We start from the raw sequence: 21,380 nt of genomic DNA, 5'->3' as shown, positions 1-21,380 counted from the left end.
GCCCCAGGTCACCCCGCCGCGCGGGAGACGGCGGACGGTTCCTCCTCGCCGAGAATCGACCCGATCCGGCCCACCGCCTCGGGCCTGCTGACGCGCAGGAGGCCGAGGGCGAGGAAGCCGAGGACGATCGCGGCCAGCGTGATGTACGGCGTCATGTCCAGCGGCTCGGGCGGTGTCGGGTAGACGGAGCCGTACAGCGCCGCGGCGAAGATGATCACGCCGACCGCGGGTACCACGAGGTGGCGGACGAGGCAGTAGCGCTCGACGGTGCGCCGGAAGAACACCGCGCCGCCGATGCACAGCCCGATGTAGACGAGGATCACGCACAGCGTGCCCAGCGTCGCGAAGAAGTAGTAGACCGTGGTGGGTTCGCCGCCGAGATCCTTCGTGCCCAGCCCGAATCCGACCAGCGCGGCCAGCACGGTGGCCACCGCCGCCACGGTGAGTGCGGCGTTCGCGGGCGTCCGGAAGCGGGAGTGCGTGCGCCCCAGCCACGGCGGAAGTGCACCCTCGCGTCCCATCGAGAAAAGGGTGCGGGTGGCAGCGGTGGCGCACCCGACGCAGACGAAGAAGGCCGACAGCAATGCGCCGATCTCCACGAGAGACGCCAGCGTGTCACCCACGAATTGGGCCGCGATCGTCTTGAGCGCGAACGAGTCCGCGCCGAACGCCGCTCCGTTTTCCACGCCGAATCCGATGGACATGCTGTACGTCGTCCAGAGATAGAAGATGGTGGCCAGGCCGACTGCCGCGATGACGGCGATCGGAATGGAACGGCGCGGGTTCTTGGTTTCCTCGCCGAAGTCGGCGGCGCTCTCGAAGCCGATGTAGGACGTGATACCGAGAATGATTCCGTAGAAGACCCCGGAGAAGCCGCCCTTCTCGGTGTGGGCGAATGTGAACGGCTCGGCGGTGTTCCCCTGGGCGCCGCCCTTTGCTGTGACCGTGATGTCGACGACGAGGATCACGATGATCGTGATGGCCGCAACCGCCAGTTGCAGTCGGCTGGTCACCGCGATCCGGATGATCGACAACCCCACCAGAAGGGCCATTCCGAGCAGGAAGATCGGGAACCACCAGACCTGACCCAGGCCCAAGAGATCCGACGTGAGGTAGGCGACCGCGGCCATCGTCATCGGCACGAAGCAGACCAGGCCGAACGTGTACAGCCATCCGGCCATGAAGCCCATCGTCGGGCCGAGGCTGCGGCTGACGTAGGTGTAGGCGTAGCCGGCGGCGGCCATCCGGCGGGTGAATCCGATCACCACGGCGGCGAGGGCGAGGCAGGCGATGCCACCGAGCACGAATGCCAGTGGCGTGGAGCCGCCGGCGATCACCGCGACGCCGGGGACGTTGAGCAGCATCGCCATCCCGGGCGCCAGGATCGTCACCGAGATCGCGATCACGTCCCTCGTCGAGAGCGAGGCGGTTGCGAGGCCGGGGGACGGGATGAATGGGTCGCGTTGCGTGCTGTTCATCAGTAGAACTCGAAGTACTCGCGCTGCTGCCAGTGGGCGGCAGCTGTGTCGGGGTCGTCAGCGGTGTCACGGGCCGACTCGAAGCGGGCGTACTCGGCGCGTTTCATCAGCAGGTAGGAGTCGACGACCTCGGGGCCGAACTGCTCGCGGTAGAGCGGGTCCTTGTCCAATTCGCCGATCGCGTCGAGCAGGGTGGTGGGCAGGGGCGGGGCCGGGTTGGCGTAGGGATCGCTGATGACCGCCGGTGGGGGTTGCAGCCCTCGGGCGATGCCGTCGCGGCCTGCGGCGAGGTCGGCGGCGAGCAGGAAGTAGGGGTTGGCCGCCGGTTCGGCGAGGCGGTTCTCCAGGTGCGTGCCGGGATCGCCGGGGGCGCCTTGGACGCGCACGAGGACGCCGCGGTTCTCCACGCCCCAGGAGATCCGGTCAGGGGCGAACGAGTAGGGGGCCAGCCGGGAGTAGCCGTTCACGGTGGGGATGGCGAACGCGGCCATGGCGGGGGCGTGGGCGAGCTGTCCGGCCAGATAGCCCATCCCGGTCGGGGACAGGACGGCGTCGGAGGAGCGGAAGACGTTCTCGCCCGCGGCATCGGTCAGCGAGGCGTGCAGGTGCCATCCGCTCGCGAAGAAGTTGGGCAGCAGCGGCCGGCACATGAACGTGGCGTGCAGCCCCTGCCGGGCGCTGATCTGTTTCACCGCCGAGCGGAACAGGATCATGGCGTCGGCGGAGTCCAGACCGGTCATCGGGCTGAAGCTGATCTCGAGCTGTCCTGGCCCCCACTCGTCCTCGATCGCCCGGGGCGGTAGACCGATCGCGGCCAGCCCGTCGCGCAGTGCGGTGATCGGGTCGTGCAGGGAGTCCAGGCGAACCTCGGAGAGGTACTGGTAGCCGAGCTGGACCGGTTCCACCGCGAGCGCCGCGGGGGGCTGCGTGGTGTCGTGCATGCCGATCGCCGGGGAGTGCCTGCGGGTGAGGTAGAACTCGACCTCCAGCCCGGTGGTGTAGGTCAGGCCCTGCTCGGCCAGTCGCTTCAGTTGCGTGCGCAGGACGTGCCGCGGGTCGAGCGGTACGGGGCTCCCGGTGGAGAAGTAGGCGTCGCACAGCATCCAGGCCGTGCTGTCGGCCCAGGGCAGCACCCGGAACGTCGTGGGGTCCGGGACGATGACCACGTCCGGAAACCCGGTGAGCTCGTCGATCCCCAGCCCGCCGCCGGCCGCGAACGCCGCGGGGTAGACGAAGTTCGCCGTGTCCATGCTGTAGATCGCGCCCGAAAAGTCCACTCCACTGCTCAGTGCACTGATCGCCGCGTGGGGGGACAGGAACTTCGCCCGCGGCGTCCCGTGCTGATCCACCACCACTGCCCGGATGGTTTTGATTCCCAACCGGTCGATCTGCTCAGCCACGGCAGCGGCCGCGGCCTGCTGGTCGGCGGTGTGCAGGCCATGCTCGGCGACGAATCCCTGCCGGCCGATACCGGAGGCAGCCGACACGAAATTCGCTGCAGTCATTCGAATTGTCCACCTTTCCCCTGGGGTCACCCAGTGCCGTGTGGCGTGGCCATTCTTCCGAGGCCGTGTGAAATCCGTGTGAGTTGTCAGAACGGCGCCGAAAGTAAGGAAAGAGAAAAGAGTAGTAATAGTGCGGGGAATCAGTGCCGGCGGGGCCGGCGGGTCGGTGTGGCGGTCAGCGGGTCCTCCGGCCAGTCGTGTTTCGGGTACCGGCCCCGCAGCTCGGCCCTGACCTGGGGATAGCCGGTGGCCCAGAACGAGGCCAGGTCGGTGGTGACCGCGGCCGGTCGGCCTGCGGGCGAGAGCAGGTGCAGCACCACCGGCAGCCGCCCCGCGGCAACGGTCGGGCCGGCGGTCCAGCCGAGCGCCTCTTGCACCCGCACCGCCAGTACCGGTCGCTCGCCGGAGTAGTCGAGCGCGATCCTGGAGCCGGACGGCACTGTGATCCGTTCGGGAGCGAGCTCGTCGAGGACGGCGGCCTGCCGCCAGTCCAGCATCGAGCGCAGGATCGCGCCGGCGTCGATCCGGCCGAGGTCCGCGCGGTTGCGAGCAGTGGTGAACGGACCGGTCCACCACCGGTCTGGGTCGGAGAGAATCGCCCCGTCCGATACGTCAGGCCAGTCGTCGGGCAGCACGCGGTGCAGGGTGTCGAGACGGTCACGCAGCCGCCTCGCGGCGTCGGTCCAGCGAAGCAGTCCGGTGCCCTCGACCCGCAGGCCCTCGAGCAGCGCCTCGCGGAGGGCCGCCGGATCGGGACGGGCCACCCGGTGCTCGTCCAGGACGATCGCGCCGAGCCGGCGGGCGTGCCGGGCCACGACGTCCCCGCCCGTCCGGCCGGACGCGTGCCAGACCACCTCGTCGGCCTCGGAGAGCAGCGCGGGTGCGGCGAGCTCGGCCAGCTCCCGGTCGGCGGGGGCGGCCAGCCGCACCCGGCCGTTCTGAGCGCCGGGCGTGCGGTCGGCGACGGCGACGGCGAGCCATTCGTGACCGTCGAGGCCACTGCCGGGGGCTAGCTCGACGGCGGTGCCGCCCGCCATCAGGTAGAGCGACGAGCCCGCCGCCCGTCGGCGGGCCAGCCGCTCCGGGTGGGCGAGAGCCACGACGAGCGCGGCTCGCCGGGCGCGTTCCTGCGGGCCGTCATCAGCGCCACCGCTTCCGCTCCTCGCGTCGGGCAGCAGGCGGGCCAGGCGTGTCACCTCCGCGCGCCAGCGGCGCGAGCCCGGCGCCTCACCCGAGCGCAGGCGGGGCAGCTCGCCGTCGACCTCGGCCCCGGAGGCGAGAGTGTCGTCGTCGAGCAGGGCCACCACCTCGGCCGCGTTGCGTGCGCCGACGAGCGCGGCACCGTCGAGCAGGGCCCGGGCCAGGCGAGGGTGCAGGCCCAGCTCGGCCATTCGTCGCCCACGCTCGGTGGCGCCCGTCCCGTCGAGGGCGCCGAGCGCACGCAGCACGTTCTGGCCGGCGAGCAGCGGACCTTCCGGCGGCGCGTCCCACCACCGCAGGGCGGAGCCGTCCGGGGTGCCCCAGCAGGCCAGGTCGAGCGCGAGACGGCTGAGGTCGGCGGTGCGGATCTCGGGTTCGGGGTAGCGCGCCAGCAGCTCCCCCTCGGGCCAGCAGCGATGCACGCTTCCGGGCGCCTCCCGGCCCGCCCGGCCGGCCCGTTGCTCGGCAACGGCGGCTGACACGCGCACGGTGACGAGCCCCGCCAGGCCGCGGCGGTGGTCCACGCGGGGCACCCTGGCCCGCCCGGCGTCCACGACGATCCGGACCCCGGGCACGGTCAGGCTGGACTCGGCCACCGCCGTCGCGAGCACCACCCGGCGCCGGGGACCGGGGCGAAGCGCCGCGTCCTGGTCGGCGGCCGGCATCCTCCCGTGCAGCGGCAGCACGTCGGCGTCCACATCGGAGAGAGCGGATGCCGTGCGCCGGATCTCGGCGACGCCGGGCAGGAACGCGAGGACATCGCCGTCGTCCCCGGCGAGCGCGTCGCGCACCGCCCTGGCCACGCACGCCTCGATCCGCTCCCCACGCACCGGCGGCGTGTGCCGCACCACGACGGGGAAGGTCCGCGCCTGCACCTCCAGCACCGGGGCAGGCGCGCCGGAAGCGCCGAGCAACTCGGCGAGCCTGCCGGTGGCGACCGTGGCCGATGTGGCGAGCAGACGCAGGTCGGGCCGCAGCCCGTCGCGGGCGTCGAGGAGCAGGGCGAGCAACAGGTCGGCGTCGAGGTGCCGTTCGTGGGCCTCGTCGAGCACGACCGCGTCCACCCCGGCGAGCTCCGGGTCGCCGATCAGCCTGCGCAGCAGCAGGCCCGACGTGACGACCTCGATGCGCGTGGCCGCCGACCGGCGTGCGTCGCCGCGCACCGCGTAACCGACGGTCTCGCCGACCGCCTCGCCCAGCAGCGCCGCCATCCGGGCGGCGGCGGCCCGAGCCGCGAGCCTGCGCGGCTCGGCGACCAGGACCTTCCCCTCCGTACCCGCCGCGAGCGCCAGCGGCACGAGCGTGGTCTTGCCCGTGCCGGGCGGCGCCACGAGCACCGTGCTGCCCTGCGTGGCCAGCGTGGCCGTGACCTCGTCGAGCACGCTGCGGACGGGTAGGTCGGGTAGGTCGAGCGGCAGGATCATCCCCGCCAGTCTGCCGGGGCCGCTGTCCCGGTGGGCGGGTGCTCGTTCTATGACGCTCTATCCAGCGCGGGGGCGTCGGGGAGGGGGTGGAGCAGCGCGGAGCGGTCCTGCGCCCAGCGCTCCAGCAGCAGGTCGCCGAACCGGTCGGCGAGGAGGCTGCTCGCCCGGATTCCGAAGACGATGTCCGCGGCCAGGGTGGGTTCGGCCGCCAGGAGCGGGGCGATCACGCCTCGCCGCACGGTCTGTTCGTGCACGGCGTCGGCCTCGACGTGCTCGGCGTAGAACTCGACCGCCGCGTCCGGCAGTTCGAGCCGGCGCATGGCGCGGACGAGCCGGTCGGAACCGGGGGAGGAGGTGAGCTCCACGGTGGCGAACTGGCCGACGAGCGCGCCGCGCAGCGCCCGGTGCAGCCCGCACACCGACATGAGGTTCACCTCGGCCAGCGTCTGGGCGGGCGCCGCGTCCAGGTACGCGCCGTACGAGGCGTCGAGTTCGAGCGCGCGCATCATCTCGGCGAACAGGTACGCGTGCATCCGGTCCGGATCGCCCGCGCCGTACTCGTCGTGCTCGACGCTCACCAGCGCGGCCTTCGCCGGCCCGTCCAGCCGCGGGATCACCCAGGCCTGCGGGTCGGCCTCCTTGAGGTGATAGAGCGACCGGTGGGCGACGTACTCCCGCACCTGCCACCGCTCGCCGTCGCGGCGCAGGTGGTGGGAGACGCCGTGCGCGTCCACCGGTTCGACGAGCAGTGACTCCAGTTCGGCATCGACCGCGTCGATCGAGCCGTCGGATGGAGCGACGTCCGCGCGCAGTGCGCCGAGGAAGATCCGTTCCATCTCCGCCCGGACCGTGAGCAGCGCAGGGTCCCACTCGAGGTCGTCCTCCACTCCTGCGAACCCGCGGTAGTGCAGCTCGTAGAGGCAGTACAGCGCGAGCTGCAGGTCCTCGCCGTAGGGATCGGCCGGGTCGACGGGCGGCAGGATCTCCGGCCCGCGGCGCAGCGATCCGATCACCGCCGCCGACAGTGGGCCGCGCGGCTCCGGCAGCGCGGGCGGCTCAACGAGCGTCGGTCGGCTTCTGCTGAGCACGGTCCTCCCCTTCGTCGTGGCGCACCTTGCGCCGGTGGCTGGTGTCGCAGAACGGCTGACGGCGGCTGCGCCGGCACATGCACAGCGCGGTGACCGGACGATCGGAACGCACCCGCCGCCCGTCCGGCAGCACCACCTCGACGGGTCCGGACACGAGGAGCGGGCCCTCGTCGGTGAGCACGACCTCCCGTGCGGCGTCACGCATGGCGCGCCCCGACGACCACGAGCTCTTCGAACCTCTGCCCCGGGTGGATCAGGCCGCGGGACTCCAGGAGCGCTGCCCGGGAGCGCATGACCGGGCCGAACGGGACGGTGGCCCGGGCGAGCAGGCCGGACGAGAGCCCCGCCCGCTGCAGCGCCTCGACGGTCGCGTCGGCGTCGCACACCGCCGAGTGCACGATCAGCACGTGACCGTCGGGCGCGAGGACATCGGGCACGCCCGCGCAGATCCGATCGAGCAGCGCCCGCCCGTCCGGCCCGGCGTCCCAGCAACGGGCCTTGCGGTGGCGCGGCAGGACGGCGGTCGGTGCGGGGACGTAGGGCGGGTTGGCCACGACCAGCCCGAAACGCCGTCCGGCCACTGGGGCGAAGAGGTCACCCCGGTGGACCGAGACGGGCGCTCCGTGCAACCTGCTGTTGAGCCAGGTCGCGATCACCGAGCGCATCGACAGATCGACCGCCGTGACGGAGGCGGCGCCCGCGCGGGCCGCCGCCACCGCCAACGCCCCGCTTCCCGTCCCGATGTCCAGAACGTGGCGACCGTCGACGAAATCGCCCTGGCACATGACGTCGATCAGCAGTCGGGAGTCACCCTCGGCCCGGTACACCCCGGGTGGCCGCAGCAGCATCACGTCGGATCTGTGCCCGCTGACGGGAATGCCAAACGCGGCTCATTCCGCGCCGGTCACGTCCTTCGCGAGCGCGGCGTAGCGCGTCTGCGCTGCTGAGATGACGCCCGAGCGGTTCTTGTGGCCCTTCTCGAACACGATCATGACGTTCACGTCGGACGGGGTGGTCAGCTCGCGCAGCGCTGCGATCGCGGCCTGCGCCGTCATCTCCTCGTAGTGCGGGATGGGCAGCTCGGAGGCCTTGCGGCCGCCCAGCTCCGCTCGCGTCCCGTGCACCACGCCGGCCACGGCGTCCGCGCCTTCGCGTGCTGCCACACGCTCGGCCCGCCGGAGGGCCGCGTCCCGGCCCGCGGCGGCGACCTCGCGGGTGCCGTTGCCGAGCCGAACGACCTTTCCGGCCACGTCGCCGACGACGTCGAGCGCCTGCTCGCCCGTGCGGTAGGCGATGTCGACGGCGCGGTTGACCCGGTCCATCGCGAACCGCGCCGGCATGCCGACCACGTGGACCATGCCTCCGGCCACCCGCTGCAGCGGTGTGGGGGCGAGCGCGGCGGGCCCGCCGAGTGCCTCCTCGGCGAGCACGGTGGTCAGCCATTCGACGGTGGCGGTGTGGGCGGCGACCAGGTCGTCGGCGAGCTTCTCGACGGCAGGCAGATCGGCCCGGTCGGCGAGCACGCGCAGGTAGCGGGCGCGGTCGAGCAGTTGGTGTTCGAGAGCGAGGTCGCCGAGCAGCGCCTCGTCGATCGGCTGGACCTGCTCCATCGTGCTCGTGATGAACGCGAGCACCCGGCCGAGGGCGGGGGTCACCACGTCGGGCACGGCGTCGAGCGCGCGGAGCTGGTCGGCGATGCGGCGGGCGCGCCGCACCGCGTCGTCACCGTTCTGCCGGAGCTCGCGCCTGACCGCGTCGGTACGGGCCTGGGCGATGCGAAACCTTGCGACCTGGGCTTCGGTGTTCGTGAGCTGATCGAGTGCGCGCAGCTGCGAGACGATCGTGTCGATCACGATGTTCTGGGTGGTGGGGTTCGGGGCCGTCGCGGTGCTGGGGCGTGCCATGGCGGCGATCAGTCCTCTCCGTGTCGGGGCGGTATGTCGGGGGTGCCCGCCTGCCGGAGTGCTCATCCGTCGCCACCGCGTGAGCACGCTCTCGGGTGGGTTCGGTGATCGGCCGATCGCCTGCGATCAGAGCTCGTCGAGCCGGGCCCGGGCCCGCGCGGTCCGCGTGGCGGCGGCGCCCGCTGCTCTGGCGGAGGCCCGTGCCGCGGTCTCGGCGTCGCGCGCCGAGGCCGTGGCGGTGCGCTCCCGGTCGCGTGCCGCGTCCAGCTCCGTGATCAGCTCGGCAACCCGGTCGCGGGCGGTGTCGCGGGCTTCCACCGCCGCGTCGCGGGCGTCTTCGTCGGCGTGCTGCTGTGCCCGCGCCGCGTCCTCCTCGGCCTCGGCCTCGGCGACGGCCCGTTCCCGCCGTTCCCGCTCGGCGCGCGCCCGTTCGGCCTGTTCGCGTTCGGCGCGCTCGATCTCGGCAGGGTCTGCCTCCACAGCGGGCGCCGGAGCCTGCGGAGAGGGCGTGATCCCGGCAGGGGGCGCCTCACGTCCCGCGGGCATGGGCCGGGCGTCGGGATCGGCTTCGGGCCCGAAGCCGGTGTAGCTGAGGGTGCGCGTGAGCCTGCCCGAGCGCACCTGTTCCGCGATCTCGGGCCGGGCCAGCGCGGCGTCGAGGATGCCTTGCAGCTCCCGCAGCACGCTCTCGGCGGCCGGGTCGCCCGCTTCCATCGCGAGCCTGCCCGCTTCCCGGGCCATGGCCGCGACGAGCTGATTGCGCGTGCTCGACAGCCGGCGCAGCGCCGCACCGTCGAGCGTGCGCTGCGCATCGGCGAGCCCGGCGGCGAGCGAGAGCAACCCGTCGAGCTGCTCGCGGCGGTGCCGTGCGAGCAGGTTGGCCAGCCACGCGGCGCGGGTGGGCCGGCGCAACCGGCCGATCGCCTTGGCGAGCTCGCGATCGCCCCGTTCCCGGGCGCGGGCCGCGGCCGCGTCGCGCTCGGCGACGAAGTCGTCGGGCAGCACGCCGTAGAGGTTCTCGGCGACGGCGTCGAGATCGGCGTCGGTGGCCACGGTGGCCTCATCCGGATCATCCGGCACGAGACGACCTTAGTGTGTGGCGAACGCGACATCAGACGACTCGGGCGATCCCGATCTCCACGGTTGCAGGCGCAACGGTTACCGTGGGGTAGCGCGAAGACGAGGCGGAACCCCGAGCCGCCTCTCGCGCCCGGCGGCCGCTTCCCCACCCCTCGAGAAGCGGCCGCCGGACCAGCACGAACGCGCTACCGTTCGCGAATGAGCGGGTCGGAACCGCAACCCGAACTACCGCAGCCCGTGGCCCCGATGCTGGCCACGCCGGGCCGGCCACCCGCGGGTCCGGGCTGGGCCTTCGAGTTCAAGTGGGATGGCGTCCGCGCCGTCACCGCCGTGGCGGGCAGCCGCGTCCGCGCCCACAGCCGCCGCGGCAACGAGATCACCGGCGCCTACCCGGAGCTCACCGATCTTCCGGGGCTTCTCGACGGCCGCCCGGTGTTGCTCGACGGAGAGGTCGTCGCTCTCGACGCCGCGGGACGGCCGGACTTCGGGCTGTTGCAGCACCGGATGCACGTCCGCTCGCCGGCGCCCGAGCTCGTCGAGCGGATTCCGGTGTCGTACGTGGTGTTCGACCTCTTGCACCTCGACGGGCGGCCGCTGCTGCGCGAGAGCTACGACCGGCGCCGCGCCCTTCTGGAGGAGCTGGGGCTCGCCGGTGGGCGGGTGCAGGTGCCCCCGGCCACCTCGGGCGTCGACGGCGAGCATCTCCTGGAGGTGGCCCGCTCCCACGGGCTCGAGGGCGTGATCGGCAAACGGCGCACGGCGCAGTACGAGCAGGGCCGCCGGTCGCCCGCGTGGATCAAGACCGCCCTCCTGACCACGCAGGAGGTCGTCATCGGCGGCTACACGGCGGGGGAGGGGCGGCGCAGTGCCAGCCTCGGCGCGCTCCTGCTCGGCGCGTACGACGACGACGGCAGGCTGCGCTACCTCGGCCATGTCGGCACCGGGTTCACGGAGGCGGCGTTGCAGCGCCTCCTGGGAGAGCTGCGCCCGCTCGAACGTCCCTCCAGTCCGTTCGACGAGGAGGTGCCGCGCGACGAGGCCCGCAAGGCGCGCTGGGTGCATCCCCATCTCGTGGGCGAGGTGGTCTACCGGGTGCTCACGGCCGAGGGCAGGCTGCGTCACGCCGCATGGCGCGGGCTGCGCACCGACAAGACCCCGGAGGAAGCCCGCCTGCCCTGAATGCGGCGGGGGTCACCGGTCGGGCGAGGACACCTGCCGGTCGGGCGCGAGCTGCCGCCCTGCCGCGAGCAGCGCGGGCGCTGTCACGAGCTCCAGCACCGTCAGCGCCCGGAAGAGCGGGTGGGGCGGGCCGCTGTGCCGGGCGGCGAGGAGCCGGGCGAGGCCACCCACGAACGTCGCGGCGGCGACCGCCCGCACCGCTGCCGGGTGCCGTTCGGGCGCAGCCGCGAGCCGCCACATGAGAACACCCGACCCGGCCCACCAGGTGGCGTAGAAACGCAGCACGCTGTCGGTGCTGGGCGAGACGGTGCCGCCATCGGGCACGGCGGCACTTCCGCGGGCCACCACCCAGGTCCCGGTGGCGACCGCGATCAGGCCGGACGCGCGCAGCACTGCCTGCACCGCACGCCGGGCCGTCGCCGGGGGGAGAGTGATCACCGCGCCACCCTGCCAGGCGAACCGCTGGTTGGCGACGGGCCACGGATCTCACGCCGCGATCTCGTGACCACCCTCCGACGTGCACCCGTGGTGCACCGGGTACGCCCGGCCCTCGGCCGCCGAGGCACCCGACCGGTCAGGCCATGTCCTCGCGCTTCCAGTCGTTCGCGACAGCCATGTCGTGCTGGGCCCGGCGCATCTCGTCCTCGTCCGGGACGGCCCCGGCCGCGGGTGACCCGGTGTCCGACGAAAGGTCGACGCGAGACGGCGGGTCGTCGTCAGCCGGGGGCTCCGGATCGACCCACTCCTCGCGGTTGGAGCCGCCCGGACCGAGCTGCCCGGCCAGCTCCTCGGCGAGCGCGTCGTCTTCCCGGGGGCTGTGCTTGGAGCTACCGCGTTCCATTTTCGTCCCTCCCGATCACTGGGATGTCCGCTTCGGCGCGTGCGGCCTTACGCCGCTGCTTGCGCCGGCGCATCCGGCTGACCAGCAGGTAGCTCAGCACGAGCGTGATCACGGCGATGAGCGTCCGCTGGTCGCGGACCGCGGCGTCCACCGTAGGCGCCTTCTCCGCGAGCACGGCCCTCGCCTGCGTGACCTGTTCATGCACCCGGGCCGTGGTCTCCTCGCGCTTGGCGCGCACCCGGGAGGGGACGTCGACGCGGTGCGCGAGTTCTTCGACGGTGTCACCGAGCTCGGCGCGCAACGTGCCGAGGTCCTGGCGCAGCTCTTCCGGAGTGCGTGAAGCGCCGGACGTCGCCCGGTGCGGCGGGTCGGCGGAGTGTGGGCCTGTCATCGCTGCACCGCCTGCCTCACGGTCTGGACGTCCTGTTGGACGCTGTCGACGACGTCCTTGGGAACGGGCGGGGCGGCCTGGCGGAGCTCCTTGCGGCCGACGAGCGCGAGCACCCCGGCCACGATCAGCAGCACCACCCCGATCACCAACGCTGCCAGCCACAGGGCCAGCACGATGTCCAGCGCAGCGATCGCGGCCGCGATGAGGGCACCGATGCCGTAGAGGGCCACCACCCCGCCGGCTCCGGCGAGGCCTGCGCCCGCCCCGGCGCGCTTGCCCTTCTCGGTGAGCTCTGCGCGGGCGAGCTCCAGCTCGCCCCGGACCAGTTCGGAGACCTGCGTCGACATCCGTTTGACGAGCTCGCTGGTCGACGCGGCGGCGGGGTCGGTGGCGTGCGCGTCGCTCCGGATACTCTGCGCGTGCTCGGATCCGGCCTCGCTGCCGCCCTGCCCAACAATCTGCGGGGTCATGCACCGGGCTACCCGCAGACCGAGCGGGCCTAACGCCCGCCCGCCGAACCCCGGGCAGCAGCGCAGCGGTGGATGTCTATCCGGATGTTTCGGAACGATTCGGACGTATTGGACGGACCGCAACCGGTGGCCGCAGGCGTGTACGCCGAGTGGTCTGCTCTGCGCGTCGGGTGAGCGGGCGGGATTGCCGCGACGACGATACGGTCACCTTGTCATCTGTGCCGGCAGAACGGGCCAACCTCGCCGGGCGCTCCGCAGGCGAGCTGCGGGGCGCGGGCGGAGCTGGAGAGCGAGGATCATGGATCAGGACGTCCCCGGGCACGTGGAGTTCGTGCACCGGAGCTGGCCTGCCGACCCGGACCAGCTCGTTCTGATCCGCCGTGAGCTGGGGAGTTGGCTCGCCCCGCTGGCGCTGACCGAGGACGAAGTGGCCGACGTCGTGCTCGCCGTCGACGAGGCGGCGGCCAACGCGGTGCGGCACGCCTACGGGCCCGATGAGTCCGGCGCCGTCGAGCTGACCCTCTGGACCGAGCCGGGCACACTCAGCATCGAGGTGGTCGACCACGGCAGCTGGCGCCCGCCCGTGGAGGAGCCCACGCATGGCGGCCACGGCATCCCGCTGATGAGCAGGATGTCCGAGTCGGTCCTCATCCATTTCGACGGCCGCGGGAGCCGGGTGCTCCTCCGCCACCGCATCGCCGCGCCGGAGGATGCCGCACCACAGGGAGCCGCAGCGCAGGCGGAGCCGGGGGCACCGAAGCACCATTTGCCGGACGAAACCGAGCACGGCGATCCGTGAGTCCGGCAGGCGTGCGGGGTACCCGTGCGCATGGCCGCCAGTGAGGACCCGGGTCGCCGGAAGCGTTCCGACTACGAGCGCGGGCTGCCCGGATACCACGATCCGACCGCCGGGTACGGCGGTGCCACGCCCGCGCGCAGCGCACTGACACTGCGCGCGGTGCTCGCCACGTTCGGTGTCGCGTTCGCGGCGGGTGCGGCGTGGCTCGGCTTCGCCGCCGGACTGCCGGTGCTGGGCTGGGTGATGGTGGTGATCGCCGTGATCGCCCTCGCCGACCTGGGTGTGGTGCTGTACCGCAAGCGCCGGGGCGAGCCCGGCTAGCAACGGCGTCCGGCGAGCAGCGTCTGGTCGAGACGTTGCAGCAGGTCCTCGGGCGAGTCGAACACGTCCTCGGCGCCGGCCGCGCACAGCTCCTCCACGGAGAACCCGCCGCTGCGCACGGCGTAGCCCGGTGCCCCGAACGCCGCCGCTGCACGGAAGTCCCACACCGAGTCGCCCACCAGCACACCCGCGGTTCCGTGGACCGCTCGCAGCGCTGCTTCCAGCAGGTCGGGCGCGGGCTTGGTGCGTCGCACGTCGTCGGAGGTGGTCCAGGCGTCGGCGAGCTCCTTGCCGTTGAAGAGGCTGAGGTAGTGCTCGACGTGCTCCTGTTTGCCCGAGCTGGCCAGGGCGATCCGGAAGCCGCGTTCGCGCACCTCGCTGAGCAACGCCTCCACGCCCGCGAACGCCTGCACCTCCTCCAGCATCGGCGCGAACTCCTCCGCCCATGCGCCGCGAAGGTCGTCCCCGTGGCTGGTCTCCACGTCGTCGTCGGTCACGGCGGCGACGAGCTGGTCGCCTCCCATCCCGATCGCCCGGTGCAGCCGCCACACGGGCACCGTGATCCCGTAGCGCCGGAACGCCCGGAACCATGCGAGTGCGTGCTGGTAGTTCGTGTCGACGAGCGTGCCGTCCACATCGAACACGGCCGTATCGAACACAGCTGTGTCGAGGTCATGGTCGTGGGTCACGCGAGCCGAGTACCCGATGGGCGACGGAAGCACCGGCCGCGACGGCTCGGATGTCGGGTGCGGCCGACCGGCGGCGCGTCAGGCGGTGGGGTGTGAGGTGAGGTAGCCGCCCATCCTCGTGAAGTACTCCGCGGCCGCGTGCTCGTGGCCGTCGTCGGTGCGGACGCGGCGGATCACGAGACCCGGGTTGCGGCCGCGGCGGGCGTCGGCCCCGGCCACCACCACAACGCCACCGGCGCCGTCACGGATGAAGATGCGTCCGGGCGTGCCGCCGTAGGGCGTGTCGGTGACGCCGGCGGCGAGCACCCGCAGCCTGGTCGAGCCGTGGAAGCAGTAGGCGTTGGGATAGGGGTCGACCTGCGCGCGCACCAGATTGGCGATGTCCCGGGCCGGCCAGCTCCAGTCGATCCGGTTGTCCTCCTCGCTGCGCCGGTGGAAGTAGCTCGCCCGGCTGCGGTCCTGCGGCTCCCAGTCGGTGCGTCCCGAGGCCAGGAGCTCCAGTGCGTCCACGGTGATCGGCCCGAACATGGCCAGAGTGCGGTCGAACAGCTCGACGATCGTGTCCTCGTCGCCGACCGGGGTGGCGCGCTGGAGCACGATGTCGCCGGCGTCGAAGTCGCCGTCCATCATGTGGGCGGTGACCCCGACCTCGGGCTCCCCGTTGATCAGCGCCCAGTTGAGGGGCGCGAAGCCCGCGTAGGCGGGCAACAGGGCGTCGTGCACGTTGAGCGTGCCGAGCCGGGGGAGGGAGAAGACGGCGGGCGGCAGCCACGTGCGCCAGTTCGACACGACCATCACGTCCGCGTCAGCGGCGCCGATTCGCTCCGCCACCTCCGCGTCGTCGGCCCGGGTGCGCACCAGCACGGGGATGCCGTGCTTGGCCGCGAGCTCGGCCACGGAGTCGTTGAAGATCGTCTCGTACGGGTTGTCGCTCTCCGGGTGTGTGACGACCAAGGGGACCTCGTGCCCGGCCGCGAGTACCGCGTCCAACGTCCGATGGCCCCACGTCATGTAGCCGAACACGACGACGCGCATGCAGCACTCCTCCCCGCCCGATGTGTGATCGAAAAGGAGGATAGCTGCTTGTTAGGTTTGCCTGTCCAACGTCGCCGGGATCGGGATGCTCAATCCGAGCTGCAGGCGGAGGCCCCCGTGCCGAGAGCCAGGTCGCCCACGACCCCGAGGGGATCGTGGTCGCGCGGGTCGGGCGTCGGCACCCACCGCCCGTCGACACGTCCGTAGGTCCAGTCCGGGCCCTGCGTGACGAGCTGCCGGAGCGCCTCCACCAGCCGATCCACGTGTTCCTCGGTGGTGCCGATCCCGATGCTCGCGCGCAGCGCCTCGCCGTTCTCCCCGCAGAGCCTGAGCAGCAGCGGGTGGGCGCAGAAGCGGCCGTCCCGGACGCCGATCCCGTGCTCGGCGGACAGGTACGCGGCCACCCGTCCCGATGGGTGCTGCGCCGGGAGGGAGAAGCTCTGCACGGCGACGCGTTCGGTGCTGTCCGACCAGATCCGCAACGTCCGCACCTCCAGCACGGTGGCGAGACCCGCCGCGAGCCGGTCCGAGAGCGCGCGCTCGTGCGCGAGCGCCGCTCCGTCGAGTACCGGGGCGAGCGTGCGGCAGGCCTGTGCAAGCGCCGCCGCGCCGAGCACGTTCGGCGTGCCGCCCTCGTGCCGGTGCGGGGCGGAGGCCCAGATCGTGTGGTCCACCTCGACCTCCCGCACCGCGCCACCACCCGCGAGGTACGGCGTGCCCACGTCGAGCCAGTCACGCCGGCCGACGATCACGCCCGCACCGTAGGGGGCGTAGAGCTTGTGGCCGGAGAGAGCCACGTAGTCGATGCCTGTTTCGGCGATGTCGATGCTGCGGTGCGGCGCGAGTTGGGCGGCGTCGACCACCACCCGAGCGCCCCACCGGTGGGCGATCTCGACGATCCGGTCCAGCGGCAGGACCTCACCGGTGACGTTGGATGCGCCCGTCACGGCGACCAGGGCCACGGACGTCGATGCAAGGGCGGCCTCGAGGCCCGCGAGGGTCTCCTCCACGGTGTCGGCGGCCCGCAGCACCTGGTGGGCGCCGGTCTGCCAGGGGAGCAGGTTCGCGTGGTGCTCCACGTCCAGGCACAGGACGGTGCCCGGCACGCACCCGGCGAGCAGGTTCAGCGAGTCGGTGGTGTTGCGGGTGAACACCACCACGTCGTCCTCGGGCCGGGCGCCGACGAACTCGCCGACCGTGGCGCGCGCTGCTTCGAGGAGCGCGGTGCTGACCTGGGAGGCGTAGCCCGCGCCGCGGTGCACCGACGCGTAGTAGGGCAGCAAGTCGGCGACGTGGGCGGCCACGGAGCGCAGGGCAGGCGCGCTGGCGGCGAGATCGAGGTTGGCGTACGCCACGTTCCCGCCCGTGACCAGCGGCACCCGGAGGTCGTTGCCCACCACCGGGGGAAGCTCGCGTGACGTGGTGGACGAGATGTCGGAGGGAGCAAGAACGAGCGACAACATGGTCTCCTCATGAGGGGACCCGGCGACGCAGGCGGGTCCGCGCTTGCCACCGGACACCCCGCCCGGCGGCCTGGTCGTCACCCGGAGCACCCCACCGCGGAGGAGGGTTGCCGGCCAGCGAGCCGGGGCTTGGTGCTGGCACTCATGACCTGTCACCGACGCTACGTCGGCGTTCGATCGATCGTCAAGCCGCCCGTTGCCGCCGCCACAGGAGGATGGCGGCAACGGGGACGCGGCCCGCTAGACGTGCGTCGATTCGGAGTGGCCGGGATCGCGACGATCGTCCGGATCGTTCGCGAGGACCTTCGCCGCCTCATCGCGAAGTGACTCCCACAACGCGTCGACGTGCGAGGACTCCGTGAGCAGCGATCCGATGGCGACCCGGATGACATAGCGGCCGCCCACCGTGGTGTGGGTGAGGAACGCGCTGCCCGAGGCGTTGACGCGCTCGAGCACGGTGCGGGTGGCGCGATCGTCCGCCTCCGGCCCGTCGCCCGTGACGACACGCAGGCACACCAGTGCGAGCGACGGCTCGGCCGCGAGCTCGAACGTGGGGTCCTCGCGCACCTGGCCGGCGAGCTTCTCGGCCAGTGCGAGGTGCGAGCGGATGTGCGCCCGAAGACCGGACAGCCCGTGGCCGTGCACGACCGCCCACAGCTTCAGCGCACGGAAGCGGCGACCGAGCGGCACCTGCCAGTCGCGGTAGTCCACGACGAAGCCCGACTCCGAGGCGGCGTTGCGGAGGAACTCGGGAGTGATCGAGAGCGCGGCCGGGAGCGCGGCGGCGTCCCGCACCCAGAACAGCGACGCGTCGAACGCCGTGAGCAGCCATTTGTGGGCGTTCGTGCAGAACGAGTCGACGAGTTCGACGCCGTCGAGCAGGTGGCGGAGTTCGGGACACAGCGCCGCCACACCGGCCCACGCGGCGTCGACGTGCACCCAGGCTCCGTGCTCGGCTGCCGCGTGCGCGATCTCCCGCACCGGGTCGATCGCGCCGGTTCCCGTCGTGCCGATGGTGGCGCAGACCAGAACCGGCCGCAGCCCTGCCTCGGAGTCGGCCCGGAGCGCGGCGGCCAGGGCGTCGGGCGACATCGCGAGCGAGCCCGGCGACGGCTCGATGATCCGCAGCGCTTGTTTGCCCAGCCCGACGACCCGCACGGCCTTCGCGAGTGCGGAGTGCGTCTCGGCCGTGGCGTAGACGCGCTCCGTGCCGTCGACGCCGCGTTCCCGCCAGTCCGGGTTGCTGCGGTGCAGGGCCGCGAGGAGCGCCACGAGCGCAGCCGACGACGCGGAGTCCTGGATCGACCCGCCCCCGCCGCCTGCGAACGTGAAGGACGGGTCCAGTCCGAGCGCGGCCGCCATGGCGTCGAGCAGCACCTGCTCCACCTCGGTGGCAGCGGGCGAGGTGGCCCAGAGCATCCCCTGTACACCGAGACCGGTGGAGAGCATGTCGCCGAGCAGCGAGTGCAGCGAGGCGTTGGCCGGGAAGTAGCCGAAGAAGCCGGGGTGCTGCCAGTGGGTGGTGGCAGGCACCACCACGCGGTCGATCTCGTCGAGCAGGCCGGCGAGCGGCTGCGGCTCCTCGGGCAGGCCTGCGGCCAGCAGCGTGGGTGTCAGCTGCTCGCGCACCCATCCCGGCTGGACGTCGGGTAGCACGGGCCGGTCGGCGACGCCGGCTCGGTAGTCCGCGATCCAGTCGACGACGGCGTGACCGAGCCTGCGGAACTCCTCAGGGTCGACGTCGGGCATCAGAACCTCTCGCTCATCCAGTTGGTGACCAGGTTGAGCACCTCGGAGTCGATCGTCGTATCGATCGTCGGGTACTCGGTGATGGCGCCCGTGGTGGCCGGCTGCATCAGATGGTTGAGCTCGGCGAAGGTGCGGATCGTCACGTCCGGTTTGCCGGCGAGCAGCGTCCGCAGCGCGGGTTCACTCTGGGTCGGTGGCACCTGGAGGTCCTTTGCGCCGAAGATGGCGAGCACCGGCACCTGCAGCGCCCGCAGGGCCGGCGCGGGGTCGTAGGTGAGCACAGCGCGGTACGCGGGCGTTGCCGGGAGCTGGGCCTCGAGCTCCGCGGCGCTCGGACGCTGGTCCTCGGGCAGCGCAGAGGTCTGCTGGGCGATGCGGTCGCGGGACAGCTGCCGGGCGGCGTCGTAGTTCTGCGCCCGCAGCAGCCCACTGAGATTGCGTACGTAGTCGATCTGGGCCTGGACCTGCTCCGGGGGCGCGCCTGCCTGCTGGAAGAGCAACCGGTTCTGCAGGACGAGCACCTCCTCCCCGGTGACGGCCGGGGCAGCCATGAGCACGACGAACGCTACCCCGCCCGCGCCGGCACGCTGGGCGACGAGCGGCGCGAGGTAGCCGCCCTCGCTGTGGCCGAGCAGCCCGATCTTCGCGGGGTCGATCTCGGCACGGGTCTTCAAGAACGCGAGCCCGGCCAGTGCGTCGCCGGTGAGGTCGTCGTAGCTCGACTGCTGAAGATCGCCGGTCGAGCCCCCGACGCCGCGGTCGTCCACCCGCAGGACGGCGTAGCCGGCGCGGGTGATCGCGTCGGCGAGCACCAGGAACGGCTTGTGTCCCGCGATCGTCTCGTCGCGGTCCTGCGCGCCGCTGCCGGTGATCAGCATGACCGCGGGAAACGGTCCTTCCCCCTCGGGGAGAGTCAGCGTCCCGGCCACGGTCAGCGGACCGCTCGGGTACGTCACGTCCTCGCTGCGGTACGGGAAGGGCGGCTGCGGCTCCTGCGGTCGTCCGACATCGGGCAATGCGCCTGCGGACAGCGTGAACGGGGCGGTCTGCCCGCCTTGGCTGTAGCTCCCGGCGATCGTGCCGTCCTGGTTCAGGGTGCCGTCGAAGGTGGCGCCGCCCGGGACGTCGGGCAGGTGGAACGAGACGGCGTCGCCGTCGAGGCGCACGTCCTTCAGCGCGAGCGCACGCAGCCCCTGGGCCGGGAGGTCGAAGGTGCCGGTGGTGCCGGCGATGCGTACGCCGATCTGCAGCGGGTTCCCCGGGGTGTTGATGCTGCCGTGCCAGTCGCCGCTGAGATCCCGCGGTGTGTCAGCTCCCGGTCCAGTACACGCGCTCAGGAGCAGCAGCGCGATGAGCCCGAAGATCGTCCGTCGCATTGGCACACCGTAGTGAGTCGGTTTTGTGGCCCTTGACCGGCGCGGAGGTGTCGTTCGCACCCCGTGCGCGTCTCGGCCGGATGGTCGGTAGTGACCGTTCTCACCCCGTTTCCATGCAGCGTGAGCGGCCATGACGGACGATGGTCGTCGGGTGACCACGGAGGTGCGCCCCAGCGTGGGGGAGCGAGGGAGGCTGCGGCTGCTGCAGCTGGCCGCCCTGACCAGTACCTGTGACCGCTTCGCGATCGCCCCGCTGCTCGTGGTGATCGGTCTCGACATGGACGCACCCCTGTCGGCCGTCGCAGCCGTGGCGAGCGCGTACTTCCTGGCCTACGGCCTGATGCAACCGGTGTGGGGGATGATCAGCGACCGCATCGGCCGCGTCCGCGTGATGCGCCTGTCGCTGCTCGGTGCGGCGGTCGCCGGGATCGGGTCGGTGCTCGCCCCGAACCTGCTGGCTCTTGGGATCTGCCGCACGGTGGCGGGCGGTTGTTTCGCCGCGCTCATCCCGTCCACGCTCGTCTACGTCGGTGACATGTGGCCTGCCGCGGTGCGTCAGCGTCCGTTGGCGGACGTACTGGCAGCGTCGTCGCTCGGCATCGCGGTCGCGACAGCGGGCGCGGGCCTGCTCGCCGACCTGATCCACTGGCGCGTGGTCCCTGGTGTGACGGCCGTGGCAGCGGCCCTGCTCTGGGTCGCCCTGTCCCGGCTGCCGGAGCCGGACCGCAGCCCCGCCACGGGCAACCCGCTGCGGTCGGTCGTGCGGGTGCTGCGCGATCGGTGGGCACTGGTGGTGTTCGCGCTGGTGTTCGTCGAGGGCATGACGGTGCTCGGTGTGCTCACCTACCTGGCCCCGGCCGTGCAGGCGCTGGGGTCCTCGGCCGCCCTCGCCGGCCTGGTGGCCGCGTCGTTCGGCGTCGGGGCGCTCGGCTGGTCGCGCCTGGTCCGCATGCTGGTCGGGCGGACCTCCCCGGGCGGGCTCGCCTGCATCGGCGGCGTGCTGCTGATCGTCGGCTGGTCCGTCCCCGCGATCACGGTCAACGTCGCGACCGTCGCAGCGGCAGGCCTGTTGCTCGGCGGCTCATGGGCGTTCCTGCACACGACGTTGCAGGGCTGGGCCACCGAGGTGGTGCCCACGGAGCGGGCCACCGCCGTGGCGCTGTTCGCCGCCCTGCTCTTCCTGGGCAGCTCGGCCGGCACCGCTGCGGCCGGCCCGCTGGCCGACACGGGCGCCTTCGGGACGCTGTTCCGGGTGGCCCTCTGCGTTGCGGTGCCACTCGCGGTGGCGGCCGGAATCGCCCGCATCCGCTACAGCGCAGCCCGGGGCAGCAACCAGCCGGACGCGGCAGCCACCACCCCGACCCCGGACTGACCGCGAATCGCCGCGT

The 21,380-nt window shown here is 72.5% G+C and carries 21 protein-coding genes and 1 riboswitch; of the genes, 4 read left to right on the top strand and 17 right to left on the bottom strand.

Annotation, left to right across the window (positions count from 1 at the left end):
* Positions 1 to 8: 8 nt before the first annotated feature.
* The 8 genes from ACQPZQ_RS26135 to ACQPZQ_RS26100 all read right to left on the bottom strand — a co-directional run bounded on the left by ACQPZQ_RS26135 (position 9) and on the right by ACQPZQ_RS26100 (position 9,679).
* Positions 9 to 1,478, bottom strand: coding sequence for an APC family permease (locus ACQPZQ_RS26135; RefSeq protein ID WP_433284892.1), 1,470 nt, complete (start codon positions 1,476 to 1,478; stop codon positions 9 to 11).
* Positions 1,478 to 2,983 (bottom strand): glutamine synthetase family protein, encoded by a 1,506-nt coding sequence (locus ACQPZQ_RS26130; protein WP_433284891.1) that lies wholly within the window; start codon positions 2,981 to 2,983, stop codon positions 1,478 to 1,480. The genes ACQPZQ_RS26135 and ACQPZQ_RS26130 overlap by 1 nt, the downstream gene beginning before the upstream one ends.
* A gap of 140 nt (positions 2,984 to 3,123) precedes the next feature.
* Complete coding sequence (gene hrpB, locus ACQPZQ_RS26125; RefSeq protein WP_433284889.1) at positions 3,124 to 5,607, bottom strand: ATP-dependent helicase HrpB; 2,484 nt, start codon at positions 5,605 to 5,607, stop codon at positions 3,124 to 3,126.
* A 47-nt stretch (positions 5,608 to 5,654) separates the two neighbouring features.
* Positions 5,655 to 6,695, bottom strand: a complete 1,041-nt coding sequence (locus ACQPZQ_RS26120) for an iron-containing redox enzyme family protein (protein ID WP_433284887.1) — start codon at positions 6,693 to 6,695, stop codon at positions 5,655 to 5,657.
* Entirely contained in the window at positions 6,664 to 6,900 is a 237-nt protein-coding gene (locus tag ACQPZQ_RS26115) for a CDGSH iron-sulfur domain-containing protein (protein WP_433284885.1), read from the bottom strand. The genes ACQPZQ_RS26120 and ACQPZQ_RS26115 overlap by 32 nt, the downstream gene beginning before the upstream one ends.
* A complete protein-coding gene (locus ACQPZQ_RS26110) occupies positions 6,893 to 7,543 on the bottom strand; it encodes a HemK2/MTQ2 family protein methyltransferase (RefSeq protein WP_433299368.1) in 651 nt (216 codons plus the stop codon). Before ACQPZQ_RS26110 ends, ACQPZQ_RS26115 begins: the two co-directional genes overlap by 8 nt.
* A gap of 42 nt (positions 7,544 to 7,585) precedes the next feature.
* Complete coding sequence (locus tag ACQPZQ_RS26105) at positions 7,586 to 8,599, bottom strand: ferritin-like domain-containing protein (protein ID WP_433284884.1); 1,014 nt, start codon at positions 8,597 to 8,599, stop codon at positions 7,586 to 7,588.
* Positions 8,600 to 8,725: 126 nt separating this feature from the next.
* A complete protein-coding gene (locus ACQPZQ_RS26100) occupies positions 8,726 to 9,679 on the bottom strand; it encodes a hypothetical protein (protein WP_433284882.1) in 954 nt (317 codons plus the stop codon).
* A gap of 198 nt (positions 9,680 to 9,877) precedes the next feature.
* On the opposite strand from ACQPZQ_RS26100, the gene ligD reads away from it, so the two are divergent.
* Positions 9,878 to 10,858, top strand: a complete 981-nt coding sequence (ligD, locus tag ACQPZQ_RS26095; RefSeq protein WP_433284881.1) for a non-homologous end-joining DNA ligase — start codon at positions 9,878 to 9,880, stop codon at positions 10,856 to 10,858.
* A 12-nt stretch (positions 10,859 to 10,870) separates the two neighbouring features.
* Here the strand turns inward: ligD and ACQPZQ_RS26090 are convergent, their stop codons facing one another.
* The 4 genes from ACQPZQ_RS26090 to ACQPZQ_RS26075 form a co-directional block, all read right to left on the bottom strand.
* Positions 10,871 to 11,296: a DUF4345 domain-containing protein gene (locus tag ACQPZQ_RS26090; RefSeq protein WP_433284879.1), complete on the bottom strand. Its 426-nt coding sequence runs from the start codon at positions 11,294 to 11,296 to the stop codon at positions 10,871 to 10,873.
* A gap of 136 nt (positions 11,297 to 11,432) precedes the next feature.
* Positions 11,433 to 11,699 (bottom strand): hypothetical protein, encoded by a 267-nt coding sequence (locus ACQPZQ_RS26085; protein ID WP_433299716.1) that lies wholly within the window; start codon positions 11,697 to 11,699, stop codon positions 11,433 to 11,435.
* Positions 11,686 to 12,090 (bottom strand): DUF3618 domain-containing protein, encoded by a 405-nt coding sequence (locus tag ACQPZQ_RS26080; protein ID WP_433284877.1) that lies wholly within the window; start codon positions 12,088 to 12,090, stop codon positions 11,686 to 11,688. Before ACQPZQ_RS26080 ends, ACQPZQ_RS26085 begins: the two co-directional genes overlap by 14 nt.
* Complete coding sequence (locus ACQPZQ_RS26075; protein WP_433284876.1) at positions 12,087 to 12,560, bottom strand: phage holin family protein; 474 nt, start codon at positions 12,558 to 12,560, stop codon at positions 12,087 to 12,089. The genes ACQPZQ_RS26080 and ACQPZQ_RS26075 overlap by 4 nt, the downstream gene beginning before the upstream one ends.
* A 298-nt stretch (positions 12,561 to 12,858) precedes the next feature.
* Here ACQPZQ_RS26075 and ACQPZQ_RS26070 point away from each other — a divergent pair, with 298 nt between their 5' ends.
* Together ACQPZQ_RS26070 and ACQPZQ_RS26065 are read left to right on the top strand one after the other, a co-directional pair.
* The gene (locus ACQPZQ_RS26070) at positions 12,859 to 13,359 is read left to right on the top strand and encodes an ATP-binding protein (RefSeq protein WP_433284875.1); all 501 of its coding nucleotides are present in this window, start codon (positions 12,859 to 12,861) and stop codon (positions 13,357 to 13,359) included.
* Positions 13,360 to 13,389: 30 nt separating this feature from the next.
* The gene (locus ACQPZQ_RS26065; protein ID WP_433284873.1) at positions 13,390 to 13,680 is read left to right on the top strand and encodes a DUF6343 family protein; all 291 of its coding nucleotides are present in this window, start codon (positions 13,390 to 13,392) and stop codon (positions 13,678 to 13,680) included.
* Here the strand turns inward: ACQPZQ_RS26065 and ACQPZQ_RS26060 are convergent.
* The 5 genes from ACQPZQ_RS26060 to ACQPZQ_RS26040 all read right to left on the bottom strand — a co-directional run bounded on the left by ACQPZQ_RS26060 (position 13,677) and on the right by ACQPZQ_RS26040 (position 19,992).
* Positions 13,677 to 14,369 carry an HAD family hydrolase gene (locus ACQPZQ_RS26060; protein WP_433284871.1) on the bottom strand — a complete coding sequence of 231 codons (693 nt, stop codon included), beginning with the start codon at positions 14,367 to 14,369 and terminating at the stop codon, positions 13,677 to 13,679. The genes ACQPZQ_RS26065 and ACQPZQ_RS26060 overlap by 4 nt on opposite strands.
* A 78-nt stretch (positions 14,370 to 14,447) precedes the next feature.
* Positions 14,448 to 15,404 carry a methionyl-tRNA formyltransferase gene (locus ACQPZQ_RS26055; RefSeq protein ID WP_433284869.1) on the bottom strand — a complete coding sequence of 319 codons (957 nt, stop codon included), beginning with the start codon at positions 15,402 to 15,404 and terminating at the stop codon, positions 14,448 to 14,450.
* A gap of 89 nt (positions 15,405 to 15,493) precedes the next feature.
* Entirely contained in the window at positions 15,494 to 16,867 is a 1,374-nt protein-coding gene (locus ACQPZQ_RS26050) for an aminotransferase class V-fold PLP-dependent enzyme (protein ID WP_433284868.1), read from the bottom strand.
* Between the two features lie 34 nt (positions 16,868 to 16,901).
* Positions 16,902 to 17,017, bottom strand: a riboswitch (SAM riboswitch).
* A gap of 90 nt (positions 17,018 to 17,107) precedes the next feature.
* On the bottom strand, positions 17,108 to 18,616 hold the full coding sequence (locus tag ACQPZQ_RS26045; RefSeq protein ID WP_433284866.1) for an aminotransferase class V-fold PLP-dependent enzyme: 1,509 nt from the start codon (positions 18,614 to 18,616) through the stop codon (positions 17,108 to 17,110).
* Positions 18,616 to 19,992, bottom strand: a complete 1,377-nt coding sequence (locus ACQPZQ_RS26040) for an alpha/beta hydrolase family protein (protein ID WP_433284864.1) — start codon at positions 19,990 to 19,992, stop codon at positions 18,616 to 18,618. Before ACQPZQ_RS26040 ends, ACQPZQ_RS26045 begins: the two co-directional genes overlap by 1 nt.
* 151 nt (positions 19,993 to 20,143) lie before the next feature.
* Here ACQPZQ_RS26040 and ACQPZQ_RS26035 point away from each other — a divergent pair, with 151 nt between their 5' ends.
* A complete protein-coding gene (locus ACQPZQ_RS26035; protein ID WP_433284862.1) occupies positions 20,144 to 21,364 on the top strand; it encodes an MFS transporter in 1,221 nt (406 codons plus the stop codon).
* Positions 21,365 to 21,380: the final 16 nt, after the last annotated feature.

Source organism: Pseudonocardia sp. CA-142604 (assembly GCF_050948475.1).
In the GTDB taxonomy this organism is placed as follows: Bacteria; Actinomycetota; Actinomycetes; order Mycobacteriales; family Pseudonocardiaceae; genus Pseudonocardia; species Pseudonocardia alaniniphila.
This window is presented reverse-complemented; position numbering and strand designations above follow the sequence as displayed.